Annotated in this window: 26 protein-coding genes; 15 read left to right on the forward strand and 11 right to left on the reverse strand. The window is 64.2% G+C overall.

Annotated features, from left to right (window positions below; all coding sequences use genetic code 11):
* Positions 1-2 precede the first annotated feature (2 nt).
* From flgA to C8N34_RS20960, 7 genes are read right to left on the reverse strand one after another with little or no spacing between them, the layout of a single operon-like run.
* On the reverse strand, positions 3-413 hold the full coding sequence (gene flgA, locus C8N34_RS20930) for a flagellar basal body P-ring formation chaperone FlgA (RefSeq protein WP_108130368.1): 411 nt from the start codon (positions 411-413) through the stop codon (positions 3-5).
* Positions 413-1,198, reverse strand: coding sequence for a flagellar basal-body rod protein FlgG (gene flgG / locus C8N34_RS20935; protein WP_108130369.1), 786 nt, complete (start codon positions 1,196-1,198; stop codon positions 413-415). The genes flgA and flgG overlap by 1 nt, the downstream gene beginning before the upstream one ends.
* Before the next feature lies 1 nt (position 1,199).
* Positions 1,200-1,913, reverse strand: a complete 714-nt coding sequence (locus C8N34_RS20940; protein WP_108130370.1) for a flagellar hook-basal body complex protein — start codon at positions 1,911-1,913, stop codon at positions 1,200-1,202.
* Between the two features lie 2 nt (positions 1,914-1,915).
* A complete protein-coding gene (locus C8N34_RS20945; RefSeq protein ID WP_054304160.1) occupies positions 1,916-2,182 on the reverse strand; it encodes a flagellar biosynthetic protein FliQ in 267 nt (88 codons plus the stop codon).
* Positions 2,179-2,466 carry a flagellar hook-basal body complex protein FliE gene (fliE, locus tag C8N34_RS20950; protein WP_108130371.1) on the reverse strand — a complete coding sequence of 96 codons (288 nt, stop codon included), beginning with the start codon at positions 2,464-2,466 and terminating at the stop codon, positions 2,179-2,181. The genes C8N34_RS20945 and fliE overlap by 4 nt, the downstream gene beginning before the upstream one ends.
* An 11-nt stretch (positions 2,467-2,477) precedes the next feature.
* The gene (flgC, locus tag C8N34_RS20955) at positions 2,478-2,858 is read right to left on the reverse strand and encodes a flagellar basal body rod protein FlgC (RefSeq protein WP_108130372.1); all 381 of its coding nucleotides are present in this window, start codon (positions 2,856-2,858) and stop codon (positions 2,478-2,480) included.
* A gap of 3 nt (positions 2,859-2,861) precedes the next feature.
* A complete protein-coding gene (locus tag C8N34_RS20960; RefSeq protein ID WP_054304213.1) occupies positions 2,862-3,245 on the reverse strand; it encodes a FlgB family protein in 384 nt (127 codons plus the stop codon).
* 84 nt (positions 3,246-3,329) lie between these two features.
* Between C8N34_RS20960 and C8N34_RS20965 the strand changes: the two genes are divergently transcribed.
* The 7 genes from C8N34_RS20965 to C8N34_RS20995 all read left to right on the forward strand — a co-directional run bounded on the left by C8N34_RS20965 (position 3,330) and on the right by C8N34_RS20995 (position 12,263).
* Entirely contained in the window at positions 3,330-4,628 is a 1,299-nt protein-coding gene (locus C8N34_RS20965) for a FliI/YscN family ATPase (protein ID WP_108130373.1), read from the forward strand.
* Between the two features lie 14 nt (positions 4,629-4,642).
* A complete protein-coding gene (gene chrA / locus C8N34_RS20970) occupies positions 4,643-5,953 on the forward strand; it encodes a chromate efflux transporter (protein ID WP_199750735.1) in 1,311 nt (436 codons plus the stop codon).
* Positions 5,954-6,059: 106 nt separating this feature from the next.
* The gene (locus tag C8N34_RS20975) at positions 6,060-6,659 is read left to right on the forward strand and encodes a FecR family protein (protein WP_108130375.1); all 600 of its coding nucleotides are present in this window, start codon (positions 6,060-6,062) and stop codon (positions 6,657-6,659) included.
* A gap of 91 nt (positions 6,660-6,750) precedes the next feature.
* Complete coding sequence (locus C8N34_RS20980) at positions 6,751-8,592, forward strand: ABC transporter ATP-binding protein (protein ID WP_108130376.1); 1,842 nt, start codon at positions 6,751-6,753, stop codon at positions 8,590-8,592.
* Complete coding sequence (locus C8N34_RS20985; RefSeq protein WP_108130377.1) at positions 8,589-10,433, forward strand: ABC transporter ATP-binding protein; 1,845 nt, start codon at positions 8,589-8,591, stop codon at positions 10,431-10,433. The genes C8N34_RS20980 and C8N34_RS20985 overlap by 4 nt, the downstream gene beginning before the upstream one ends.
* Positions 10,430-11,650 (forward strand): class I SAM-dependent RNA methyltransferase, encoded by a 1,221-nt coding sequence (locus tag C8N34_RS20990; RefSeq protein WP_108130378.1) that lies wholly within the window; start codon positions 10,430-10,432, stop codon positions 11,648-11,650. Before C8N34_RS20985 ends, C8N34_RS20990 begins: the two co-directional genes overlap by 4 nt.
* A gap of 109 nt (positions 11,651-11,759) precedes the next feature.
* Positions 11,760-12,263, forward strand: a complete 504-nt coding sequence (locus C8N34_RS20995) for a L,D-transpeptidase family protein (RefSeq protein WP_054304152.1) — start codon at positions 11,760-11,762, stop codon at positions 12,261-12,263.
* Positions 12,264-12,329: 66 nt separating this feature from the next.
* Here the strand turns inward: C8N34_RS20995 and dalA are convergent, their stop codons facing one another.
* On the reverse strand, positions 12,330-12,941 hold the full coding sequence (gene dalA / locus C8N34_RS21000) for a divisome-associated lipoprotein DalA (protein WP_108130379.1): 612 nt from the start codon (positions 12,939-12,941) through the stop codon (positions 12,330-12,332).
* A gap of 160 nt (positions 12,942-13,101) precedes the next feature.
* Between dalA and C8N34_RS21005 the strand changes: the two genes are divergently transcribed.
* Together C8N34_RS21005 and C8N34_RS21010 are read left to right on the forward strand one after the other, a co-directional pair.
* Positions 13,102-13,674, forward strand: a complete 573-nt coding sequence (locus C8N34_RS21005) for a L,D-transpeptidase (RefSeq protein ID WP_054304151.1) — start codon at positions 13,102-13,104, stop codon at positions 13,672-13,674.
* Positions 13,675-13,822: 148 nt separating this feature from the next.
* Complete coding sequence (locus C8N34_RS21010) at positions 13,823-14,002, forward strand: hypothetical protein (protein ID WP_054304150.1); 180 nt, start codon at positions 13,823-13,825, stop codon at positions 14,000-14,002.
* 77 nt (positions 14,003-14,079) lie between these two features.
* Here C8N34_RS21010 and hemH read toward each other — a convergent pair whose 3' ends face one another.
* On the reverse strand, positions 14,080-15,165 hold the full coding sequence (gene hemH / locus C8N34_RS21015) for a ferrochelatase (protein ID WP_170120568.1): 1,086 nt from the start codon (positions 15,163-15,165) through the stop codon (positions 14,080-14,082).
* Between the two features lie 53 nt (positions 15,166-15,218).
* On the reverse strand, positions 15,219-16,034 hold the full coding sequence (locus C8N34_RS21020) for a methyltransferase domain-containing protein (RefSeq protein WP_108130381.1): 816 nt from the start codon (positions 16,032-16,034) through the stop codon (positions 15,219-15,221).
* 34 nt (positions 16,035-16,068) lie between these two features.
* Between C8N34_RS21020 and C8N34_RS21025 the strand changes: the two genes are divergently transcribed.
* Genes C8N34_RS21025 through C8N34_RS21040 form a run of 4 tightly spaced genes read left to right on the forward strand, consistent with a single transcriptional unit; the run spans position 16,069 to position 18,371 of the window.
* Positions 16,069-16,791: a double zinc ribbon domain-containing protein gene (locus tag C8N34_RS21025; RefSeq protein ID WP_054304147.1), complete on the forward strand. Its 723-nt coding sequence runs from the start codon at positions 16,069-16,071 to the stop codon at positions 16,789-16,791.
* Between the two features lie 45 nt (positions 16,792-16,836).
* On the forward strand, positions 16,837-17,094 hold the full coding sequence (grxC, locus tag C8N34_RS21030) for a glutaredoxin 3 (RefSeq protein ID WP_054304146.1): 258 nt from the start codon (positions 16,837-16,839) through the stop codon (positions 17,092-17,094).
* 3 nt (positions 17,095-17,097) lie between these two features.
* Positions 17,098-17,928 carry a carbon-nitrogen hydrolase family protein gene (locus C8N34_RS21035; protein WP_108130382.1) on the forward strand — a complete coding sequence of 277 codons (831 nt, stop codon included), beginning with the start codon at positions 17,098-17,100 and terminating at the stop codon, positions 17,926-17,928.
* Complete coding sequence (locus C8N34_RS21040; protein WP_054304144.1) at positions 17,928-18,371, forward strand: MarR family winged helix-turn-helix transcriptional regulator; 444 nt, start codon at positions 17,928-17,930, stop codon at positions 18,369-18,371. Before C8N34_RS21035 ends, C8N34_RS21040 begins: the two co-directional genes overlap by 1 nt.
* 41 nt (positions 18,372-18,412) lie before the next feature.
* Here C8N34_RS21040 and C8N34_RS21045 read toward each other — a convergent pair whose 3' ends face one another.
* Positions 18,413-19,537 carry a polysaccharide biosynthesis/export family protein gene (locus tag C8N34_RS21045; protein ID WP_108130383.1) on the reverse strand — a complete coding sequence of 375 codons (1,125 nt, stop codon included), beginning with the start codon at positions 19,535-19,537 and terminating at the stop codon, positions 18,413-18,415.
* 121 nt (positions 19,538-19,658) lie between these two features.
* Here C8N34_RS21045 and C8N34_RS21050 point away from each other — a divergent pair, with 121 nt between their 5' ends.
* Both C8N34_RS21050 and C8N34_RS21055 read left to right on the forward strand, forming a co-directional pair.
* The gene (locus C8N34_RS21050) at positions 19,659-20,504 is read left to right on the forward strand and encodes an NAD-dependent epimerase/dehydratase family protein (protein WP_108130384.1); all 846 of its coding nucleotides are present in this window, start codon (positions 19,659-19,661) and stop codon (positions 20,502-20,504) included.
* On the forward strand, positions 20,501-21,067 hold the full coding sequence (locus C8N34_RS21055; RefSeq protein ID WP_108130385.1) for a sugar transferase: 567 nt from the start codon (positions 20,501-20,503) through the stop codon (positions 21,065-21,067). Before C8N34_RS21050 ends, C8N34_RS21055 begins: the two co-directional genes overlap by 4 nt.
* The last annotated feature ends 77 nt before the right edge of the window (positions 21,068-21,144 follow it).

Raw genomic sequence — 21,144 nt, forward strand, 5'->3', positions numbered from 1 at the left:
CCTCAGGGTTGGGGGCTGGTGATGACGGTGCCATCCGAGCTGACGCGGCCGGTAACGGTGCTGCGGGACGACAGGTTCATGACCCGCACCGTTTCGCCCACCCCGGCCCGCGCCAGTGCGCGGCCTTCGGTCAGGATGTGCAGGGGGCCGGTGCTAAAGCGCAGCGTCACGATCTGGTTGCGTTCGATCAGGGCGGGGGGGCCGATATCTTCGGGCCGGATCGGACGGTTGGCATAGATCGCCACGCGCGCCTCCATCCCTACCACCTGAAGCGGATCATCGAAGCCCTTGCCGCCGGAAACCTGCATCACATCGGCGTCGGTCAGGATGTCCAGCGCGCGAATGGTCCGGGTTGCGACCAGCGTATCGGCCAGCGCGGGCAGCGGCAGCAGGGCAAGCATCAGCCATCGCATCAGCGCACCTGTGTCGTGGCAGCCAGCATCTGGTCGGCAGCGGTGATCACCTTGGCATTCAGCTCGTATCCGCGCTGGGCCTTGATGAGTTCGGTAACCTCGCGCACCGCATCGACCGAGCTTTCCTCAAGGTAACCCTGCCGCAGGCTGCCCAGCCCGTCACTGCCTGGTGTGCCGCTTTGCGCCGGCCCGGATGCAGCCGTTTCAAGGTAAAGATTGCCGCCGATCGCCTCCAACCCCTTCTCGTTGGTGAAACCGGCGAGGGTGATCTGGCCAAGAAGCTGCGGCTGCACCTGATTGGCAAAATAGGCATAAACCTCGCCTTGTGCATTGATGGTCAGGCTGCGGGCATCAGCGGGTATGGTGATGCCTGGCGCAACTTCGTGACCTTCGGAGGTGACGATCAGCCCGTCGGCCGTGCGTTTCAGCCCGCCATCGCGGGTATAGGCAGTGCCGCCGGAGGGTAACGTTACCTCCAGATACCCGCGCCCTTCGATGGCCAGGTCAAGGTCGCCATTGGTCTGGCTCAGCGTGCCCTGCGACAGCACCACCGAAACAGCGGCCGGACGCACACCCATGCCCATCTGCACGCCGGTTGGCAGCATCGCACCATTCTCGGCCGAAATCGTGCCGGGCCTGGCGATCTGTTCGTATTGCAGATCTGCAAATTCGGCCCGCCGGGCGTTGTACGCGGTTGTCGACATGTTCGCGAGATTGTTTGACACGACATCGACGCGCATCTGTTGTGCCGCCATGCCGCTCGCCGCGATCTGAAGCGCCTTCATTTCATCCTCCGAGTGTTCGTATCGCCGTCTGCATCCGCTCGTCCTCACGGTCGAGGAAGCTTTGGCCCAGCTCATAGGCACGCTGGACTTCCATCATCCGGGCGATCTCTGAAAAGGTGTTGACGTTGCTGCCCTCAAGACTGCCCTGGTGCATCCTGCCCCCCTGCATCGGCAGGATTTCTCCCTCGACCGAAAACAGTGTGCCGCCCTCGTGGCGTAGTGCGGTGGCGTTTTGGGGCTGCCACAGACCGATCCGGGCCAGCGGTCCCTGAATGGTCGAGAGCGTGCCATCTTCCGACAGTGCGATCTGACCGGCATCAGCCGGTACGAAAACTGGCCCTCCTGCCTCGTCCAGCAGGCGGTAGCCTTCCGCGTTCACCAGTTCGCCGGTGGCGGAGGGCGTGAAATGTCCGGCGCGGGTCAGCCGGTTTCCCTGCGGCGTCTCGATCTGGAAAAAGCCATCCCCGTCGACCGCAAAATCGAATGTCCCGCCGGTCTGTTGCATCTCTCCGCGGCTCAGATCCACATTGCGGGCCGAAGCATGGGCCATGGACAGCGACGGTGCATCGTCAAGCGCCTTCACATACTCCGCAAAAACCACGCCCTCGCGCCGGAAGCCGGTGGTTGAACTGTTGGCGATATTGTTGGCGATGACCTGCAATTCGTGCAGCAGGCCGTTCTGCCGTGTCAGCGTGGTATAGCCAGAGGCATCCATGGTCAGCCTCCGGCGATCTGCGGGATGATGCGGTCGGTGAAGAAGCCCACCAGCGTCGCGGTCATGAAGCTCATCGAGACCCAGAAGACGATCAGCATGGCGCCGACCTTGGGCACGAACGTCAGTGTCATTTCCTGCACCGAGGTCAGGGCCTGCAACAGGCCGATGGCAAGGCCCGCAATCAGCGCGACGGCAAGAAGCGGGGCAGAAACCCTGACCGCGATCCAGAGTGCCTGACGCAGCAGATCAAAGACCTGATCAGCGGTCATACCGGCATCCTCAGGATTTCCTGATAGGCCTCGACCACTTTGTCGCGCACGGTGACGGCGGTTTCCACTGCCAGTTCGCTGGCGGAAAGCGCCTGAACCAGCGCATGCGGATCGGCGTTGCCGGTCATGGCCGCGCGGGCAGTTGCCTCGCCCTGCGAGAGGATCTGTTCAAACTCCTGCGCCGCGGCAACAAGTCCATCGGTCTGTCCGGCGTCAGGGGGGACGGCGACCACCGGGCGGGCAAGGCCATAGCTGCGGGCGGCCGAAGCGGGGTTCATGTCCATTCTGGACCTCCTTATTTGCGCAAAAGATCAAACAGGCTTTGCGTCATGCGGCGCGCCTGATCGAAAAGTTTCAGATTGGCTTCGTAGCTGCGCTGTGCCTCGCGGGCGTCGGCCACCTCGACCACCAGATCGACGTTGGAGCCATCGTAGTGCCCGGTCTCGTCGGCAAGCGGGTGCCCTGGCGCATAGATACGGTTCAGTGCGCTGCGATCCAGGCGGACAGGCCCCGGTTCCACCCCCGATCCATCCGCGATTTCGCGAAAACTGATCAGCTTGCGATGATAGCCGGGCGTATCAACATTGGCCATGTTTTCAGATACATGCCGCAATCTGGCAGCCTGTGCCTGCATCCCGGAGGCGGCCTGCAACAGGGCGTTGAGCAGATCTGACATGGCCTATCTCCGCCCCAGGCTGGTTCGCAGGACGCTGGCGGCGCTGCGATAGATCCCCAGCGCCATCTCGTGCTGCTGTCCGACTTCGACCGACTTCACCATCTCGGTTTCCAGCGAGACAGTATTGCCGTTCGGTGCGGCTGCTCCCCTTTGCGTGCGGAGGACGGGGGCAGGGCCATCGGTTTCTCCGGACAACAGGTGACCGGGGCGGGTCCGGCGCAGAGCATCCTGTGATGCGTCATAAACCTCGGCAAAAGGCGGCAGATCCCGCGCCTTGAAGCCCGGCGTATCGGCATTTGCCACATTGCGTGCGATTTCGGCCTGCCGCGCGCCAGCATGCACTGCCATCGCCTGCGCCATTCTGACAAGTTCAAGTTTTTCGAACATCGGGGCTTCTCCCTCGACAACCTTCATCAAGGCTTAAGGGTGATTCCTTTAGAAACGGTAAGCGGCGAACAAAGGGAGAATCTCATGGCCGGCCTCTTTGATGCCTTGCAAGCCGAAATCGCGGCGATTGCGCCCGTGCGCCGGATCGGCCGCATCACCGAGATCGGGCGCGGCACGCTGGCGGTGAGCGGGCTGGCAGGCTGTGCCGGTCTTGGGGATCGTGTGTGCATTGGCAGAGGCTACGGCGAAGTGATCCGCCTTTCGCGCGAGGGGGCAACGATCCTGCCCGACAACCCGCCAGAGGGTATCCGGATCGGCGATCCGGTGGATCTCGTCGGTCCGGCAACCATCGCGCCGGACGACAGTTGGATCGGGCGTATCGTCGATCCTTACGGCCTGCCGCTGGATGGCCGCCCGTTGTTTCGCGGCCCGGTTTCGCGGCCGCTGCGCGCCGCCGCGCCTGCTGCCGCGCAGCGTCGTCATCTGGGCGGGCGATTACGCACCGGAACAGCGGCCTTCGACACGCTTCTGCCGCTGGTGCGCGGGCAGAGAATTGGGCTTTTCGCGGGCTCCGGGGTCGGCAAATCCTCGCTGCTGGCGAAATTCGCTCGGGGGGTGGAGGCGGATGTCGTTGTCATTGCGCTGATTGGCGAGCGCGGGCGCGAACTGCGGGATTTCACCGAGAAGGTGCTCGGTCCGCAGGGCATGGCGCGGTCGGTCGTAGTGGCCGCGACGTCGGACCAGTCACCGCTGGCCCGCCGCCGCTGTGCCTGGGCGGCGATGTCTGTCGCGGAACATTTCCGCGATCAGGGGCGCCATGTACTGTTTCTGGCCGATTCGATCACCCGCTTCGCGGAGGCGCATCGCGAGGTCGCGCTTGCCTCCGGCGAGGGCGGAGATCTGCGGGGCTACCCGCCGTCCGTTGCACATATGATCATGTCTTTGGCCGAAAGGGCGGGGCCGGGACCGCAGGAGGCGGGGGATATCACGGCGGTCCTGTCCGTGCTGGTTGCCGGGTCTGATATGGAAGAGCCGGTGGCCGATATCCTGCGCGGTGTACTGGATGGTCATGTGGTCATGGACCGGCGGATTGCCGAGCGTGGACGATTTCCGGCGATCGACCTGCTGCGATCCGTGTCGCGCAGCCTGCCCGACGCCGCCAATGCGGAGGAAAATGCACTGATCGGTGAGGCGAGGCGCCTGCTGGGGGCGTATGACCGCGCCGAGATGATGATTCAGGCGGGTCTCTACAGCAAAGGGTCCGATCCGGTGGTGGACCGGGCAATCAGGGTCTGGCCCGCGCTGGATGGTTTCCTGGCCGAGGACTCGCCCGAGGGGATCGCGGCAAGTTTCCGTCGGCTTGCAGCCTGTCTTGCGCTGTGATGGGACTGGGCGTCATGACAGGCTCTGAACCGAACCCTCCTGCCCCGTCCGAGGCCGCCCGGACATGGGCGCGCATCGCCGCGCTGAGTTTTGGCGGCCCGGCGGGCCAGATTGCGGTGATGCACCGTATTCTGGTCGAGGAGAAACGCTGGATCGGCGAGCGACGTTTTCTGCATGCCCTGAATTTCTGCATGTTGCTGCCAGGACCTGAGGCGCAGCAGCTTGCCACCTATCTGGGCTGGCTGCTGAATGGCACGCGCGGCGGGCTGATTGCGGGTGGGCTGTTCATCCTTCCCGGTCTGCTGTCGATCATGGCGCTCAGCTGGCTTTATGCCCTGCATGGCGAGGCGCCGCTGGTGGCTGCCATATTTTTCGGGCTGAAGGCCGGGGTGTTGGCCATTGTGCTGCAAGCGGTCATACGTCTGGGACGGCGGGCGTTGGGTGGCTGGCTGGCGCGCATTGTCGCGGTGGTCTCGTTCCTGTCGATCTTCGTTCTGGACGTGCCCTTTCCGGTCATTGTGATCGGTGCGGCACTGATAGGCCTGCTCGCCGGGCGCGGGGGGCAGAGCCGGAAGGGGGAACCGGATGAAGACGGGTTGAAGACGCCCCCGATGGCCGGAGCGTTGTTCGCGGGATGTCTGGCCTTGCTGGCATGGCTGGTCCCGGTGGTCCTGCTTGCGCTTTTTGTCCCCGGCACGGTTTTCGATGTGATTGCGCGCTTCTTTTCGCAGATGGCGGTGGTCACGTTCGGCGGTGCCTATGCGGCGCTGGCCTGGGTCGCCCAGGAGGCTGTGGCGGTGCAGGGATGGCTGCGCCCGGGGGAAATGCTGGACGGTCTGGGGCTGGCAGAAACCACGCCGGGGCCGCTGATCATGGTGCTGCAATTCGTGGGCTTTCTCGCCGCCTTCCGCGATGCAGGTGGTTTGCCGCCGCTTCTGGCGGGGACGCTGGGCGGCCTGCTTGCAACCTGGGTGACCTTTGCCCCCTGTTTCGCCTGGATCTTCCTTTGTGCCCCCTGGATGGAAAGGTTGCGCGGCAGTGTGGCGCCTGCGGCTGCGCTGTCCATGGTGACGGCGGCGGTGGTCGGCGTCATTCTGAATCTCGCCCTCTGGTTTGCTCTGCACAGCCTCTTCGGGGACGTCATGCTCTGGCAGGCCGGACCCGTCCGGTTGACTCTGCCGGTGCTGGTCAGCTTCGTGCCGTCGTTCGCCGCCCTGACGCTGCTGGCGCTGGGCCTGATCTTCTGGCGAGGTGTTGGCATCGGCACCACGCTTGGCATCATGGCGGTGGTCGGGGTGGTAGTGCATCTGGCCGGTTTGGTCTGAGCCTGTTTCCCGTGGAACAGGCCGCTGCGCGACCGACCAGAAATCGGTTCCGGGGCGGGAATACGCCTGCTAGGCTGAGGCTCTGGCCAAACGTGAGGACAGAGCCATGCCTGCCACCCGCCGCCTTTTTCTTGCCGCGCCAGCCCTCTTGCTGGCGACGCGTGGTTTTGCGCAGGCGCCTGTCGGTGTCACGCTGGCGCTGACCGGGCAGGCCATTCTGTCGCGCGGAAATGCGGAACAGGCGTTGCACCCTGACGATCCGCTGCATGAAGGCGATACCGTCAGCACGGGTGCCGCAAGCCTTGCTGCGCTGGAGCTGTTTACCGCGACACGGATCAACCTTGGCCCCGAAGCGCGGTTTATGCTTGATCGCTTTGCGGCCGATCTGGGGGGGACGATCACGATTGGCGGGGCCATGGTCTTCGACCGGCCCGATACGCTGGCGCCGCTGGACCTTGAAGTGCAAAGCACCTTCGCCCGTATCGGCGTGCGCGGAACGCGGTTCTACGCGGGGCCGAGCCGGGGCGTTTTCGGGATTTTCGTTCAGCGCGGCCGGGTTGAGGTCATGGCTGCGGGGCAAATCCGGCAGATCGGCGCGGGTGAAGGGGTGAATATCCCCGCTCCCGGGGCGGCACCGTCAGAGGTCAGCATCTGGGGGGCCGAACGGATTGTCGAGGCGTTCACGAGTGTCGGCCTGACCCCGTAAACCGTCCCTTGTCATCTGCCCCAAGCGCGGTTTTCCTTTCCGGCAGAAAGGCCTATATCTTACCTCCGACCTGTTTTGAGGCAGTTTCCCCATGTTCCGGTTTTTTGAAGGGCTTGTTGACCCTTATCAATCCTATGCGCGCAGCGATGCCCCGCCCCGCAGGCTTTGGCCCTTCCTGAGGGAATACGTCCGGCCATTCCGCGGCGTTTTCGCGGTAACAGCGCTGCTTTCGGTGCTTGCAGCAGGGTCGGATGTGGCGCTGATCTGGTATGTGGGGCGTCTGGTCGACTTGCTGGCCACGGCCAGCCCTGCCGAGGTCTGGAATGGCCATGGAACCGAGATCATTGCGGTCGGTCTTGCCGTACTGATCCTTCGGCCGCTGTTGCTGGTGTCGAATGTGGCGCTGCTGCACAACACCATCCTGCCGAATTTCGGAACGATGATCCGCTTTCGCGCGCATGATCATGTGCTGCGCCAGCCTGTCGGCTGGTTTGAAAGCGATTTCGCGGGTCGCATTGCCAACCGGGTGATGCAGACGCCCCCGGCGGCGGGGGATGCGGTGTTCCAGACCTTTGATGCCGTGGCTTTTGCCAGTGTTACCATTGTCGGTGCAGGTATCATGCTGGCCGATGCCGACCCGCGTCTGGTGCTGCCGCTTCTGGTCTGGTTTGCGCTTTATGCGGCGCTGGTGCGCTGGACGCTGCGGCGCGCCGGGCCTGCCTCGAAGGCCAGTTCCGATGCGCGGTCAGCCATCACCGGGCGTGTGGTGGATGCATATACCAATATCCATTCGGTAAAGCTGTTTGCGCATCACGATCTGGAAATGCGGCATGCGACTGATGCCATCGAGCATGCGCGATCCACATTCCAGAAGGAAATGCGGGTTATCACCAAGATGGACCTTGCGCTGACCGGCCTCAACGGCGGGCTGATCGTGGCTGTTACCGGCTGGGCGCTGGTCCTGTGGTATCAGGGGCAGGCGAGCGTTGGCACCGTGGCGGCGGCGACTGCGCTGGTGTTGCGGCTCAATAACATGACCTACTGGATCATGTGGGCGACCACCTCGCTGGTGCAGGCGCTGGGCGTGGTGCAGGAGGGGATGGAGACGATCACCCAGCCCATCGGTCTGGTCGATGCCCGCGAGGCAAGGCCCCTGTACCTGACCAGAGGCGAGATCCGGCTGGAAGGTGTGTCCCATCACTATGGGCGCGGTTCGGGCGGCCTGCGTGATGTTAACCTGACCCTGAGGCCGGGTGAGCGGATTGGCGTTGTCGGCAGGTCCGGCGCGGGCAAGTCCACACTGGTGAAGCTGATGCTGCGGTTCTACGATTGCGAGCAGGGGCGCATCCTGATCGACGGGCAGGATATCTCGCAGGTCACACAAGACAGCCTGCGCCGCGAGATCGGCATGGTTCAGCAGGATTCGAGCCTTTTGCACCGGAGTGTACGGGAAAATATCCTGTATGGCCGCCCCGAGGCGACCGAGGAGGATATGATTGCCGCCGCCCGCCGGGCCGAGGCGCATGAGTTCATCCTGACGCTGGAAGACCCCGAAGGCCGCAAGGGCTATGACGCGCATGTCGGCGAGCGGGGGGTGAAGCTTTCGGGCGGGCAGCGGCAGCGGATCGGGCTGGCGCGCGTCATCCTGAAAGATGCGCCGATCCTGATTCTGGACGAGGCGACATCGGCGCTGGACAGCGAGGTCGAGGCGGCGATTCAGGAAGCGCTCTATGGCGTGATGCAGGGCAAGACTGTCATCGCTATTGCGCACCGTCTGTCCACCATCGCGGCGATGGACCGTATCGTCGTGCTGGAGGATGGCGCAGTGGCCGAAGAGGGCAGCCATGCCGAGCTACTGGAACAGGGCGGGCTTTACGCCCGCTTCTGGGCACGACAATCGGGCGGGTTCATCGGAACGGAGGACGAGGCATGAAGGCACTGCGCGGTCTTGCCGGTTTCATTGATGCCTTCCGTCCGGCGGAGGGTATGCCGCCGCAAGAACTCGGTCCGTTCTTCCGCTGGTGCCTGAGCGGGGCTTGGGCGCCGCTGGCTGTGGCGGGGGCGATTTCGGCGCTTGCGGGCACGACCGAAGTGGTTTCGGCGTTGATCCTTGGCATGGTGGTCGATGCGGCGGTCGGTTCAGGCCCTACCGCGTTCTTTGCCGAACAGGCCTGGCTTCTGGTGCTGTTCATGGTGTTCTACCTTGTCCTGCGGCCACTGACCTTTGCCGCTTCCGCCGCCTCAAACTCCATCATCGTCGGGCCGAATGTGATGCCGCTGGTGCTCAGCCGGCTTCATCGCTGGACGCTGGGGCAAAGCGTCACCTTCTTCGACAATGATTTCGCGGGACGGATCGCGCAAAAGCAGATGCAGGCCGCGCGGGCTGTTACCGATACCGCGACCGAGGTCATCAATACTGTCTGTTTCGCGCTGGCCTCTGTCATCGGATCGGCGATCTTCCTGATCGCCATTGATGCCTGGATTGCCCTGGCGCTGCTGGTCTGGCTGGTGGCCTATCTTGCGCTGATCCGGTTCTTCATGCCGCGGGTAAAGGGCAATTCGGCGGCCCGGGCTGCGGCGCGGGCCATGGTTTCCGGACAGGTGGTGGATACGATCACCAATATCAAGACGGTCAAACTCTTTGCCCATGCCGCCTTCGAGGATCGCGTAGCCCTGCGCAGCATGGAGGTTTTCCGCGAGCGCAGTGTCGAATTTGGCGAGATTTCGACCTGGTTTCGCCTGTCGCTGATGACACTCGCCGGGGTTCTGCCGGTGCTGCTGATCGGTGGTACTGTGCTATTGTGGCAGCAGGGCGGGGCGACGGCGGGCGATATCGCGGCGTCGGGCGCGGTAGCGATGCGGATTGCGCAGATGACTGGCTGGGTCAGCTTCACGCTCATGTCGATCTATACCAGCATTGGCGAGGTCGAGGACGGCATGCGCACGCTGGCGCAGCCGCATCAGCTTGCCGATGCGCCGGGGGCAGTGGACCTGCCGCGCATCAGCGGCAAGGTTGATTACCTCGACGTCAGCTTCGCCTATGGCCGCAAGCGCGGCGGTATCGACAGGGTCACGCTGCATATCGCGGCTGGTGAGAAGATCGGAATTGTCGGGGCTTCAGGGGCGGGGAAGTCGACGCTGGTTGCCTTGCTTTTGCGGCTCTATGACTGCGAAAAAGGCAAGGTGACGCTGGACGGTCACGACCTGCGCCATGTCACGCAGGAAAGCCTGCGCCGCCAGATCGGCATGGTCACGCAGGAAACCGCGATGTTCAACCGATCCGCGCGGGACAATATCGCCTATGGCCGCCCGGATGCGTCGGAGGCCGAGATCATCGCCGCCGCCCGGCAAGCCGAGGCGCATGAGTTCATCCTTGCGATGGAGGATCATCAGGGTCGCAAGGGCTATGACGCCTATCTGGGCGAGCGGGGGGTGAAGCTTTCGGGTGGCCAGCGGCAGCGCATTGCGCTGGCGCGCGCCTTCCTGAAGGACGCCCCGATCCTCGTGCTGGATGAAGCGACAAGCGCGCTCGACAGCGAGGTCGAGGCCAGCATCCAGGAGGCGCTGGGCCGTGTCATGCAGGGCAAGACCGTGCTGGCCATTGCGCATCGCCTGTCGACCATCGCCGAAATGGACAGGATCATCGTGCTGGATCAGGGCCGGATCGTCGAAGAAGGCCGCCACGAGGCACTTCTGGCGAAAGGGGGGCTTTACGCGCGCTACTGGAACCGGCAATCGGGGGGCTTCATCGTCACCGAAGAGGCAGCGGAATGAAACTGACCATCGCGCGGCTTGGGCACCATGGCGACGGCATCGCCGAGGGGCCGGAAGGTCCGGTCTATGTGCCGGGCATGTTGCCGGGCGAGGAAGTGGAGGGGGATCTTCAGGGCAGCCAGTTGACCGCGCCGAAGATCGTGACGCCCTCGGCGGACCGGGTGAAGCCGCCCTGCGCCCATGCAAAAAGCTGTGGCGGCTGTCTGATGCAGCATGCGCGTGACGGTTTCGTGGCTGACTGGAAGCTGGGCATCGTGCGCGGCGCGCTGGCGGGGCAGGGGTTGGAGGCACCGTTGCGGCCGATCCTGACCTCGCCACCACGCTCGCGCCGTCGAGCCACGCTGGCCGGGCGGCGCACCAAGGGCGGGGCGCTGATCGGCTTTCACGCGCGCGGGTCAGATACCATTATCCCCGTGCCGAACTGCCAGCTTCTGCACCCCGATCTGATGGGCGCGGTGCCCGCGCTGGAGGCGCTGGTGCGCACAGGCGGCTCCCGCACGGGCGAGCTTGCGCTGACGGTGACGCGCAGCCTTGCCGGGCCGGATGTGGCGGTACAGGGCGGCAAGCCTCTGGATGCGACGCTGCGGCTGGATCTGGCCCGCGTGGCCGAGGCGCATGGCCTGTCGCGGCTCAGCTGGGGCGATGAGGTGATCGCCCTGCGTGCTGCGCCGATGCAACGCATGGGCCGCGCGCTGGTCGCCCCGCCGCCCGGTGCCTTTCTGCAAGCGACCGAAGAAGGGGAGGCGGCGCTGCTGTCCGCAGTGACCGAAGCCGTGGGCGATGCGCCGCGCATCGTCGATCTGTTCGCGGGCTGCGGCACCTTCACCCTGCCGCTGGCCGAACGTGCCGATGTGCTGGCCGCTGAAGGCGACGCCGCGATGATGGCGGCGCTGGACAAGGGCTGGCGTCAGGCCGGGGGCCTGCACCGCGTCACCTGTGAAACGCGCGACCTGTTCCGGCGCCCGCTGGAGCCTGACGAGTTCAAGGGCGTGGGCGCCGTCGTCATCGACCCGCCGCGCGCCGGGGCCGAGGCGCAGGTGGCGACGCTTGCGCACAGCCGGGTGCCGGTCATCGCCATGGTCTCATGCAATCCAATCACCTTTGCCCGTGACGCAAAGGTGCTGATTGCGGCGGGGTGGCGGCTCGATTGGGTACAGGTGGTCGACCAGTTCCGCTGGTCGGCGCATGTGGAGCTGGCTGCCCGCTTCAGCTTGTGAGTCCGCGCACGAAGGCGTGAAGCGACTGTGAGCATCTGCACGCATATACAGGCTGTGCAGTTTCTGCCATTTTGGCTATGGGCAGAAAAAACAAAGCAGCAGGCACCCCATGACTTTCGCGCGCCTTTTATCGGCATTCCTTCTTGTGGCGTTGTTGGCCGCATGTGGCGGAGGCAACAGCAAGTTCCGCAGTTACAAGGGCCCGGCGGTCACCTCGATCCAGGTCCACAAGGGCGCGCGCAAGATGTATCTTCTGCACGACGCCAAGGTGCTGAAACAATACGATATCGGTCTTGGCTTTGCACCCGAAGGCCACAAGCAGTTCGAGGGCGACGGCAAGACGCCGGAAGGCACCTACTTCATCAGCTTCCACAATCCGAAAAGTCGCTATCACCTGTCGCTGGGCATTTCCTATCCCAACCTCGCGGATAGTGCCTTCGCCGCCTCTCAGGGCAAGCGGCCGGGAGGCGACATCATGATACATGGCCGTTCCAACTACAAAGGCACCAACAAGGGTGACTGGACCGCGGGCTGCATTGCCGTGCGCGACAAGGAGATGGAAGAGATCTATGCCATGGTCCGGCAATATACGCCGATCCATATTCTGCCCTGAGCGCAGCCGCGCAAAAGCAAAAAGCGCCGGTCGCGGGACTGGCGCTTTTTCATTTGGCAGGGCAGTTTACTGCGCCGGAGGCGCGCCGCCGACGTGATCCATCTCGGAGGTCACGGTGCGCCCAAGTGCCGTGGCCGAAACCCGGGCGACGGGTGCGCGTGTCGAATCCCCGGTCAGCAGGGTCCACCAGATCTTGCCGCTCGGCTCCTGATACCAGGAGAAGCCGATTTCGTTCGACTGCGGGTCCATCACGACAGCCCGCGTATCAGGCACAGCGGTCCAGGACGCCAGCGTATCCAGCTCGGTTTCATAGGTTTCCGAAATCAGCTCGCCCTGAAGATGCCCGGCATATCCGGCCCGTTGAACCCGGAGCAGCGGCGACGAGCCGTCCGAACCGAAGTGCCAGGGACGGTTCTGTTCCGACATGTCGCGGGAATGTGCATTGGCGGCGGCGATCAGCGCCCCGTTATATTGCAGCGGCTGCACCCCCTTGGCCGAGCGCAGGGTATTCACTGCCTCCAGCAGACGGCCCGGAATCTCGGCCTCGGTCCGCTTGTCGATGTGATAAACGCGCGGAAGCGGCCGACCGTCCGCCCCGATCGTGGGCTGGGTATCGGGGGCCGCACAGGCCGCCAGCAGAGACAGGGCACAGATCGACAGAACGGGAAAGCGCGTCATTGGGGGCACCAAGTGGGATTTCGACCGCCCGTCTTTATCCAATCGCGGCGGGGTTATCAAACGCAAGTCTGCGTGATTTCGCCAAGTGACATCTCTTTGATTTGCGAGTTTGCCGCACAGCGGCTAAAAACCGCCCAATCCAACCCTCAGGAGATCAGCGATGTCAGCTGAACATTCGCACGGGCCCAGCCGCAGGGCCGTTCTTGTTGGCGCTGCCACGGTGGCCGCCGCCGCAGCCATGCCCGCCTTCGCTCAAGTGGAAGGGTCGGTTCGCAACAATATCTCGAGCTTCCGCATGCTCGACTGGCAACCCTATTTCAGCAATCTCGCCAAGGGCGCGATTCTGGTGGATACGACCTCGCGGGCGCTGCACTTCTGGTCCGAGGACCAGTCGACCTACAAGCTGTATCCCACGTCGGTGCCGCTGTCGGACGAGCTGACTCGCCGTGGCCGGACCGAAATCATCAAGAAGGTCGTCGGCCCGGAATGGCGCCCCACGCCTTCGATGAAAGAGCGTAATCCCGACTGGCCGGATTATATTGGCCCGGGCCCGGACAACCCGCTGGGGACGCGCGCGATGTGGCTGTCCTGGACCTATTACCGCATCCACGGCACGCATGACACGCGCAAGATCGGCCGCAAATCATCGAACGGTTGCATCGGCATGTACAACGAGCATGTCGAGGAACTTTTTGATCTCGCCCAAGTCGGCACACAAGTGTTGCTAATTTGACGACAGGCGCGGGTGCATTCGTGCACCGGGTGGGAGCCAATTGCGCCGGTTTGCGTTCAAGTCTAAACACGCCTTACGAGGTACAGTCTTGGGTGCGCGGTGTCGCCTCTGCAACATCCGATCCCGCGCGTTATCTGGAGAGATCGAAATGAAGAAACTCGCTCTTGCTGCCGCTCTGTCGGTTGCCGCCACCACCGCCTTCGCCGGCGGCATGGTCGAGCCGGTGATGGAGCCGGAAGTTGTGGAAGCTGCCACGTCGTCGTCGTCGGGCGCGCTGGTTCCGCTGCTGCTCCTGCTCGTCGTGGCCGCTGCGGTCGCTTCGAACTGATTTGACTTCACGTCATGGAAAAGGCGGCAGGGTGACCTGCCGCCTTTTTCATTTGGGCCGCAGGTAAAGCGGGCCGGTCAGACCCAGCCCGCCAGATTGTCGCGCACGACGCTCGCCAGTGCCTCGATATGGGCCGCATCGGCGTTCAGGCAGGGGATGTAGGTAAAGACCTCACCCCCGGCATGTTCAAAGCTTTCGCGGATCTCGCCGTTGATCTCTTCCAGCGTTTCGATGCAATCGGCGCTGAAGGCGGGCGCGATGACCGCGATCCGCTTCCTGCCCTGTCTGGCCAGCGCGGCGACATGCTCCACGGTATAGGGCCGCAGCCATTCCTCGGTGCCGAAGACCGACTGGAAGCTGGTGTCGATGCTGCCCTTTTCCCATCCCAGCCGCTCGCGCAGCAGGCGCGTCGTTTTCTGACACTGGCAGTGGTAGGGGTCGCCCTCCATCAGGTAGCGTTTCGGCATGCCGTGATAGCTGGCCACCAGCACATCGGGGCGATGATTCAGCGCGGCATAGGCGCGTTCCACCGATTGCGCCAAAGCCTCGATGTAAAGCGGATGGTCAAAATATTCGGGCACGGTGCGCACGGCGGGCTGGCGCTTTTCCTTCATCAGCGCGCGGAAGAACTGGTCATTCGCCGTGGCCGAGGTAGCGCCTGCGTAATGCGGGTAAAGGGGGAAGAACAGCACCTTTTCGCAGCCCGCCTCCACCATCGCGCGCAGGCGTGATTCGGTCGACGGGTTGCCGTAGCGCATGCAGAAATCCACCATGACCCGGTCGCCGAAATCGGCCCGCAGTGCCTCGGCCAGCGCAGCGGTCTGATCCCTGGTGATGGTCATCAGCGGGCTTTCGCCCTTTTCCTCGTTCCAGATCAGCTTGTAATTCGCGCCGCTGGTGAAGGGCCGCTTGCTGAGGATGATCAGTTGCAAAAGCGGTTGCCATTTCCAGGCCGGGTAGTCGATGACCCGCCGGTCCGACAGGAATTCGTTCAGATAGCGGCGCATCGACCAGTAGTCGTAGTTGTCCGGCGTGCCCAGATTGGCGAGCAATACCCCGATCTTCGGGGCGCGCACCGGAGGGTGATCGGCAGGCGCATGTGCCAGACGGCCTTCGCCCGGCCGGATCAACCCGGCCACCGCATCGCGCAGCGCATCAAGCATCGTCTTCTCCTGCATTCGGTTTCGCGCCCCAGATAGTGCCATGGGGGCAGGGGTCAACTGTCGTTTTTCGTCGCACCTGTGCGGGCGGCGTTCAGTGCATCTTCCAGCCGCTGCACGGCCGAACCGGGGCGCAGCGGTTTTTGCTGGCTTTCATGCGGGCTCCAGCCGGTCAGGCAGATCACTTCGAACTGCGCCTCGATACGGCCATCGGCACCTGTTTCGTACCGCTGCGCGGCGTCCTGCAAAATCCTTCGCCGGGTAAACCGGCGTGACCTTTCGGTCATTGCATTGGCCTCGCCCATGGCGCGCAGGTCGGCCATCAGATGCAGCGCATCCCGATAGCTGACCCGGCGGGTAAAGCTGTCGGCGACCGGCAGGTTCAGCCCGGCGCGTTGCAGCAGCGCACCCAGATCGCGGATTTCGCCCATCGGCAACACGCGCGGTGACAGCCCGCCGGTTTGCGCCACCTCGGCTTCGGCCAGAGCGGCCCGCAAGGCCACCAGCGTCTGCCCGCCCAGAGTCAGGCCGATGAACAAACCGTCAGGGCTCAGGGCACGGCGGCACTGCACCAGTTGTCCGACCGGATCATTCGCCCAATGCAGTGCCATGGCGTGAATCACCAGATCATGCGCACCGGGGACGAGGTTCAGCATCTCGTCATCGGGCACGATCTTCGCATCCGGCAGGACGCCAGCCCAGATTTCCGCGAAAGGCGTCACAATGGCGGGTTTCGTAAACTGCCTGTTAACCGCAGCGAGTCTTTCCTGAACCTCGGTGACGGCTTCGTCATGCAGGAACAGCGCGTCGGGGCGGGCGCGGCGGCGGTTCCGGGCAAGGGCTGGGCGATCAACAAGCTGGGGCGGGGTCATGCGGGCTCCTTTCCGCGGACCATAGGAGGGTCGGATGGGAATGCAAGCGGCTGTGCAACTGGTTTACCCGCCACAGTGCCTCAGTTGCGATGCGCTGGTGACTACGGATTTTGGGCTTTGCGCACGTTGCTGGCGGGAAACGCCGTTTATCGCGGGGCTTGTCTGTGATTGCTGTGGCACCCCCTTGCCGGGCGAAGAGGGCGGCGCACCCGTGCAATGCGACGATTGCCTGACCATTGCCCGGCCCTGGGGGCGGGGGCGGGCGGTGATGCTGTACCGCGACAATGCGCGACGGCTGGTCATGGCCCTCAAGCATGGCGACCGGCTGGATTTGGCCCGGCCCGGCGCGCAATGGCTGCATCGCGCAGCGGCCCCGCTGTTGCAGCCCGATACATTGCTTGCGCCGGTACCGCTGCACTGGCTGCGTCTGTTCCGGCGGCGCTACAACCAGTCGGCGTTGCTGGCGGCGGGGCTGGCCCGGCTGGCTGATCTGCCGCATTGCCCGGACCTTCTGGTACGCCGCCGCAATACCCGCAGTCAGGAAGGGCGCGACCGGGAGGGGAGGTTCCGCAATTTGGAAGAGGCGATCCGGGTCAACGAGCGACGGCGCTGGCAGATGGAAGGGCGGCCGGTTCTGCTGGTGGATGATGTGATGACCTCCGGCGCCACGCTGGGGGCCTGTGCCGATGCCTGTCTTGCGGCGGGGGCCGCGCGCGTGGATGTGGTGGTGCTGGCACGCGTTGCGAAAGACGGATGAATCCCTATAGTCTTGCCGCAACTGCGAGACTGAGCGGACCTCATCATGAAAACTGTCGAAATCTACACCACCCCGACCTGCCCGTATTGCCTGGCGGCCAAGCGGCTGCTGACGCGCAAGGGCGCGGCTTTCACCGAAATCGACGTGAGCCGCGACCCTGATCTGCGGGCGGCAATGACTGACCGGGCGAACGGGCGCCGCACTGTGCCGCAGATTTTCATCGGCGGGCAGCATGTCGGTGGCAGCGATGACATCCACGCGCTTGACCATGACGGCAAGCTTGATGCCCTGCTGGCGGGTTAGGCGATGCGGGTTGCGCTTGTCCAGCTGACGGTGACCGATGATCCGGCTGAGAACCTGCCGGAAACGCTCGCCTTCCTGCGCATCGCGGCAGAGGGTGGCGCCGATCTGGTGCTGACGCCGGAATGCACCAACATGCTCAGTTCATCGCGCGAACATCAGCGCGCCACGCTGCGGCATGAAGACGATGATCCCACGCTGGCTGCTATTCGCGCCGAGGCGAAGGCGCTTGGCATCTGGGTGCTGATCGGGTCTCTGGGGCTGCTGACCCAGGATGCGGACGGGCGCTTTGCCAACCGCTCCTTCCTCATCGGGCCGGAGGGTGAGATCGCCGCGCGCTATGACAAGATCCACATGTTCGACGTGAACGTGACCGAGACCGAGGTTTACCGCGAAAGCGCGGCCTACCGGCCCGGCGCGCAGGCGGTCGTGGCGGACATCCCGCTGGCAAAGATCGGCATGACGGTCTGTTATGATCTGCGTTTCCCGCATCTGTTCCGCCGTCTGGCACAGGGCGGCGCGCAGATCCTGACCGTTCCGGCCGCCTTCAACCACCTGACCGGGGCCGCGCATTGGGAGGTGCTGCTGCGCGCCCGTGCGATCGAGACCGGCTGCTTCATACTGGCGCCCGCACAGACCGGCTTCCACCCCGAAAGCGCGGGCAAGGGACGCAACACTTATGGTCACAGTCTTGCGATTGCACCCTGGGGCGAGGTTCTGGTGGATGCGGGCACCGATCCGGGTGTCACTTTTGTCGATCTCGACCTGACCGAGGTTGAAAAGGCGCGGGGCCGCGTGCCTTCGTTGTCACACGACCGCAGCTTCGACGACCCGTGATGGCAGAGAAGACCGAAGATCTGGCGATTGCCCTGTTTGGCGAGCTGTTCATGGCCGATCAGCTTGCCCGCAACCGTTTGACCAAAGCGCTGCCCAAAGGGATGGAGCTGTCGCATTTTGGTGTGCTGAACCATCTGGCGCGCATTCAGGAAGAACGCACCCCGGCCCAGCTTGCGCGCAGCTTTCATGTCACGCGCGGCGCTATGACCAACACGCTGGCAAAGCTGGAATGGGCAGGCCACATCCATATCCGGCCGGACTGGGACGATGCGCGACGCAAGTTCGTTGCAATCAGCCCGTCGGGCCGGGCGGCCCGCGATGCGGCGGTGCAGGCGATTGCACCCCTTATAGGCGAGGTGGTGCAAGCCCTCGGCGCTGATCGCGTTCGCGCGGTGTTGCCCGTGTTGCGGGAACTGCGGACCAAACTGGAAGGCGCGGAATAGCCGCTCCGGACAGGGCGGCCCGCGCAGGCTGGCCGTCGCGGTTATCTGACCAGACGATCCAGACGCGTGCTGATGCCAACGGCATCATAGAACAGACCAATGATCGTCTTGGTATTCGCCAGCGAGGTCTGGGTGGCCAGAACGAGATCGCGGTCCTGCACGAGGAATTCCCCGGCACTGAACAGCCCGTCGGCGGTGGTCAGGTCCAGCGCAAAGATCACGCGTTCCTTGCCGGGGCCACTGCCATCGCTGCGCAGATCGCCGGGTTTGTAGTTCCGCAGGATTAGCACGCTTTTGGGGTTGGCGCGGGTATCATTCAGGCCGCCAGCCAGTGAGGCGGCATCCAGCGCGGTCACCTTGTCATGCGGGAATGGGATCTGCGCCTCGCGTCCGGTGGCGCCCAGCGACAGGAAGTAGCGCGAATCGTCCTCGACATAAACCTTGTCGCCCCCGCGCAGCGTCGTATCCTGCGAAGGGCTTTTCAGCAGGCTTTCCGCCGAGGTCGCATAAAGCTTGCCGCCCCGCATCAGGCGCACCTGCGGGTTTCGCAGGCTCTTGGTGATCCCGCCACCCATAGCGAGAAGGCTCAGGACCGTGAAATCGCGATCCGGCATGACATAGTTGCCCGGAGAATTTACGCCGCTGACCAGATCGACCGAGCTTTCACGTCCTGCGTGATGGCTGAGCTGAACCTGGGCAGAGGGGATGATCTGCGAAAACTCGGCCTGTATCGTATTGCGCGCCCGGTCGGGGGACATCTTCGCGACATAGACCTGATCGACGTAGGGCAGGAACACCTCACCCGCAGGTGACACGCGGATGCCCTTCATCTCGACCACCTTCTGACCCGACTGGGTCAGAAGCGAGCTGTCGCCGTTGTCCCAGATGGCGAGGTCAAGCGTGTCGCCCGCCTCGATGATCTGCGAACTGGGGCCCTTGGTGCGTGCGATCCAGCCGCCCGCCGGGCTTGCGCCGCGCGTGGGCCAGGACGAAAGCTGCGGAAGCGTCGCGCGGGTCACGGGATAGACGGCGAAATCTGCGTCTTCCTTGTCGGCACCGGCAAGGATCTGACCGGCATTCGGACCGCCCGCCGGAAGGTCGCCACAGGAGGCGACCATCCCGAGGCTGGCTGTAGCCAGGCAAAGCCTAATCGCAAATTTCCGCATCAATATCTCCGATCGGGCCGCACCTGGCAGGGTGGACTTTGACAGCGGTTGCAAGATACTGGGGTGAGGCCGGGGGTTCAACAGCCTAGTTTGGTCCGGTGAATTTGACGGCAAGGCTGCGATGATCTGTGTCTCAGGGGCTTCAGGGCGACTCGGCTCCATTCTGCGGGCCACCTGGGCGCGCGCGGATGTGGTCTGGAGCCGCCGGCTCGCCGGGGAAGGCTGGCTCGCCTGGGACATGATGACAGAGCCATTCCCCGCATCCGGCACCGATCTGCGGGGGGGCGTGATGCTCTGTCTGGCCGGGGTGGTTCCGGCGCCGGGCGCTGTGCTGGCTTCGAACATCCAGATTGCGCTGGCGGCCTGCGAGGCGGCACAATCTGTTGGCGCGCGCCATGTTTTCCTGGCATCTTCCGGTGCGGTTTATGGCCCCGGGGGCCTCAAATCGGTGCCTTTTGCGGAAACCGCCTTGCCGCATCCGACGTCTGAATATGGCGCGGCGAAGCTCGCGGCAGAGCGGGAGGTGGCCCTTTGGCAGGCGCGCCATCCCGGGATCGGTGTCACCCATCTGCGGATCGGAAATGTCGCCGGGGCGGATGCGGTTCTGGGGCGCCCGCTGGATGTCCTGCGCCGGATCGATCCGGTTCCGGGGTCTGCCGGAGGGCCATTGCGGTCCTATATCGGGCCGCAGGGCTTTGCCCGTGTCCTGTCCGGGCTGTGCGATCTGGCGCTTTCCGGCGGCAATATTCCGCCGATCCTGAACATCGCCGCGCCGGGGGCGGTGGCCATGGGTGATCTTCTGACCGCCGCCGGGGCCGACTGGGAGACGGGTCCGGCCAATGCTGCGGTCATTCCGGCGATGGTTCTTGCCACCGGGCAGCTGGAGCGTCTGTTGCCCGGGGTGGCGGGAAGCGGAAGCGTCGATGATCTGGTGGCGGACTGGCGGATCTGGAGGGAGCGGGCGTGACCTGGGGCAAGAGGCTGTTCGATCTGGGGCTGGCGCTGCTGTTGTCGGCGGTTCTGGCCGTGCCTTTCACGCTGCTGCTTCTGGTGCTGTTGATCCGGGACGGCCGGCCGGTTTTCTACGTTGCCGAGCGGATGAAGGCGCCGGGGGTGCCGTTCCGGCTCTGGAAGCTGCGCACCATGACCGTCGCACGGCAGGACAGTGGCGTTTCCGGCGGTGACAAATCGGCCCGGATTACGCCGACCGGGCGGTTCCTGCGCGCCACGCGACTGGATGAAGTTCCACAATTGTGGAATGTGATCCGGGGCGACATGAGTTTTGTCGGGCCGCGCCCGCCGCTGCGACTCTATGTCGAGCGCTTTCCCCGGCTCTATGCAGAGGTGCTGCAAAGCCGCCCCGGAATTACCGGCCTGGCCTCGTTGCATTTTCACCGGCACGAGGAGTACCTGCTGTCGCGCTGCGGCACTGCGGAGGAGACGGATGCAGTCTATGCGCGCCGATGTGTGCCCAGAAAGGCCGCGCTTGATCTGATTTATCAGCGAAATCAGCCCACATTCTCCAAGTAAGTCGCTGATTTCGCTGTCGTAATCGTGATATTTCGCATATAAATCATGGCGTTGACGGCTGCGAGGGGCGCGTTTCA

The organism is Gemmobacter caeni (genome assembly GCF_003054195.1).
In the GTDB taxonomy this organism is placed as follows: domain Bacteria; phylum Pseudomonadota; class Alphaproteobacteria; order Rhodobacterales; family Rhodobacteraceae; genus Gemmobacter; species Gemmobacter caeni.

Excerpts from the sequence above, each read along its gene's own strand:
- fliE (WP_108130371.1), bottom strand. The coding sequence starts at position 2,466 with ATGGACATGAACCCCGCTTCGGCCGCCCGCAGCTATGGCCTTGCCCGC.
- C8N34_RS20960 (WP_054304213.1), bottom strand. The coding sequence starts at position 3,245 with ATGTTCGAAAAACTTGAACTTGTCAGAATGGCGCAGGCGATGGCAGTG.
- hemH (WP_170120568.1), bottom strand. The coding sequence starts at position 15,165 with ATGCTTGATGCGCTGCGCGATGCGGTGGCCGGGTTGATCCGGCCGGGC.
- C8N34_RS20965 (WP_108130373.1), top strand. The coding sequence starts at position 3,330 with ATGGCCGGCCTCTTTGATGCCTTGCAAGCCGAAATCGCGGCGATTGCG.
- chrA (WP_199750735.1), top strand. The coding sequence starts at position 4,643 with ATGACAGGCTCTGAACCGAACCCTCCTGCCCCGTCCGAGGCCGCCCGG.
- C8N34_RS20945 (WP_054304160.1), bottom strand. The coding sequence starts at position 2,182 with ATGACCGCTGATCAGGTCTTTGATCTGCTGCGTCAGGCACTCTGGATC.
- C8N34_RS21045 (WP_108130383.1), bottom strand. The coding sequence starts at position 19,537 with ATGCGGAAATTTGCGATTAGGCTTTGCCTGGCTACAGCCAGCCTCGGG.
- flgC (WP_108130372.1), bottom strand. The coding sequence starts at position 2,858 with ATGTCAGATCTGCTCAACGCCCTGTTGCAGGCCGCCTCCGGGATGCAG.
- C8N34_RS21050 (WP_108130384.1), top strand. The coding sequence starts at position 19,659 with ATGATCTGTGTCTCAGGGGCTTCAGGGCGACTCGGCTCCATTCTGCGG.
- C8N34_RS20990 (WP_108130378.1), top strand. The coding sequence starts at position 10,430 with ATGAAACTGACCATCGCGCGGCTTGGGCACCATGGCGACGGCATCGCC.
- dalA (WP_108130379.1), bottom strand. The coding sequence starts at position 12,941 with ATGACGCGCTTTCCCGTTCTGTCGATCTGTGCCCTGTCTCTGCTGGCG.
- C8N34_RS21005 (WP_054304151.1), top strand. The coding sequence starts at position 13,102 with ATGTCAGCTGAACATTCGCACGGGCCCAGCCGCAGGGCCGTTCTTGTT.
- grxC (WP_054304146.1), top strand. The coding sequence starts at position 16,837 with ATGAAAACTGTCGAAATCTACACCACCCCGACCTGCCCGTATTGCCTG.
- C8N34_RS21020 (WP_108130381.1), bottom strand. The coding sequence starts at position 16,034 with ATGACCCCGCCCCAGCTTGTTGATCGCCCAGCCCTTGCCCGGAACCGC.
- C8N34_RS21025 (WP_054304147.1), top strand. The coding sequence starts at position 16,069 with ATGGGAATGCAAGCGGCTGTGCAACTGGTTTACCCGCCACAGTGCCTC.
- C8N34_RS20975 (WP_108130375.1), top strand. The coding sequence starts at position 6,060 with ATGCCTGCCACCCGCCGCCTTTTTCTTGCCGCGCCAGCCCTCTTGCTG.
- C8N34_RS20940 (WP_108130370.1), bottom strand. The coding sequence starts at position 1,913 with ATGGATGCCTCTGGCTATACCACGCTGACACGGCAGAACGGCCTGCTG.
- C8N34_RS21040 (WP_054304144.1), top strand. The coding sequence starts at position 17,928 with ATGGCAGAGAAGACCGAAGATCTGGCGATTGCCCTGTTTGGCGAGCTG.
- flgA (WP_108130368.1), bottom strand. The coding sequence starts at position 413 with ATGCGATGGCTGATGCTTGCCCTGCTGCCGCTGCCCGCGCTGGCCGAT.
- flgG (WP_108130369.1), bottom strand. The coding sequence starts at position 1,198 with ATGAAGGCGCTTCAGATCGCGGCGAGCGGCATGGCGGCACAACAGATG.
- C8N34_RS20985 (WP_108130377.1), top strand. The coding sequence starts at position 8,589 with ATGAAGGCACTGCGCGGTCTTGCCGGTTTCATTGATGCCTTCCGTCCG.
- C8N34_RS20980 (WP_108130376.1), top strand. The coding sequence starts at position 6,751 with ATGTTCCGGTTTTTTGAAGGGCTTGTTGACCCTTATCAATCCTATGCG.
- C8N34_RS21010 (WP_054304150.1), top strand. The coding sequence starts at position 13,823 with ATGAAGAAACTCGCTCTTGCTGCCGCTCTGTCGGTTGCCGCCACCACC.
- C8N34_RS20995 (WP_054304152.1), top strand. The coding sequence starts at position 11,760 with ATGACTTTCGCGCGCCTTTTATCGGCATTCCTTCTTGTGGCGTTGTTG.
- C8N34_RS21035 (WP_108130382.1), top strand. The coding sequence starts at position 17,098 with ATGCGGGTTGCGCTTGTCCAGCTGACGGTGACCGATGATCCGGCTGAG.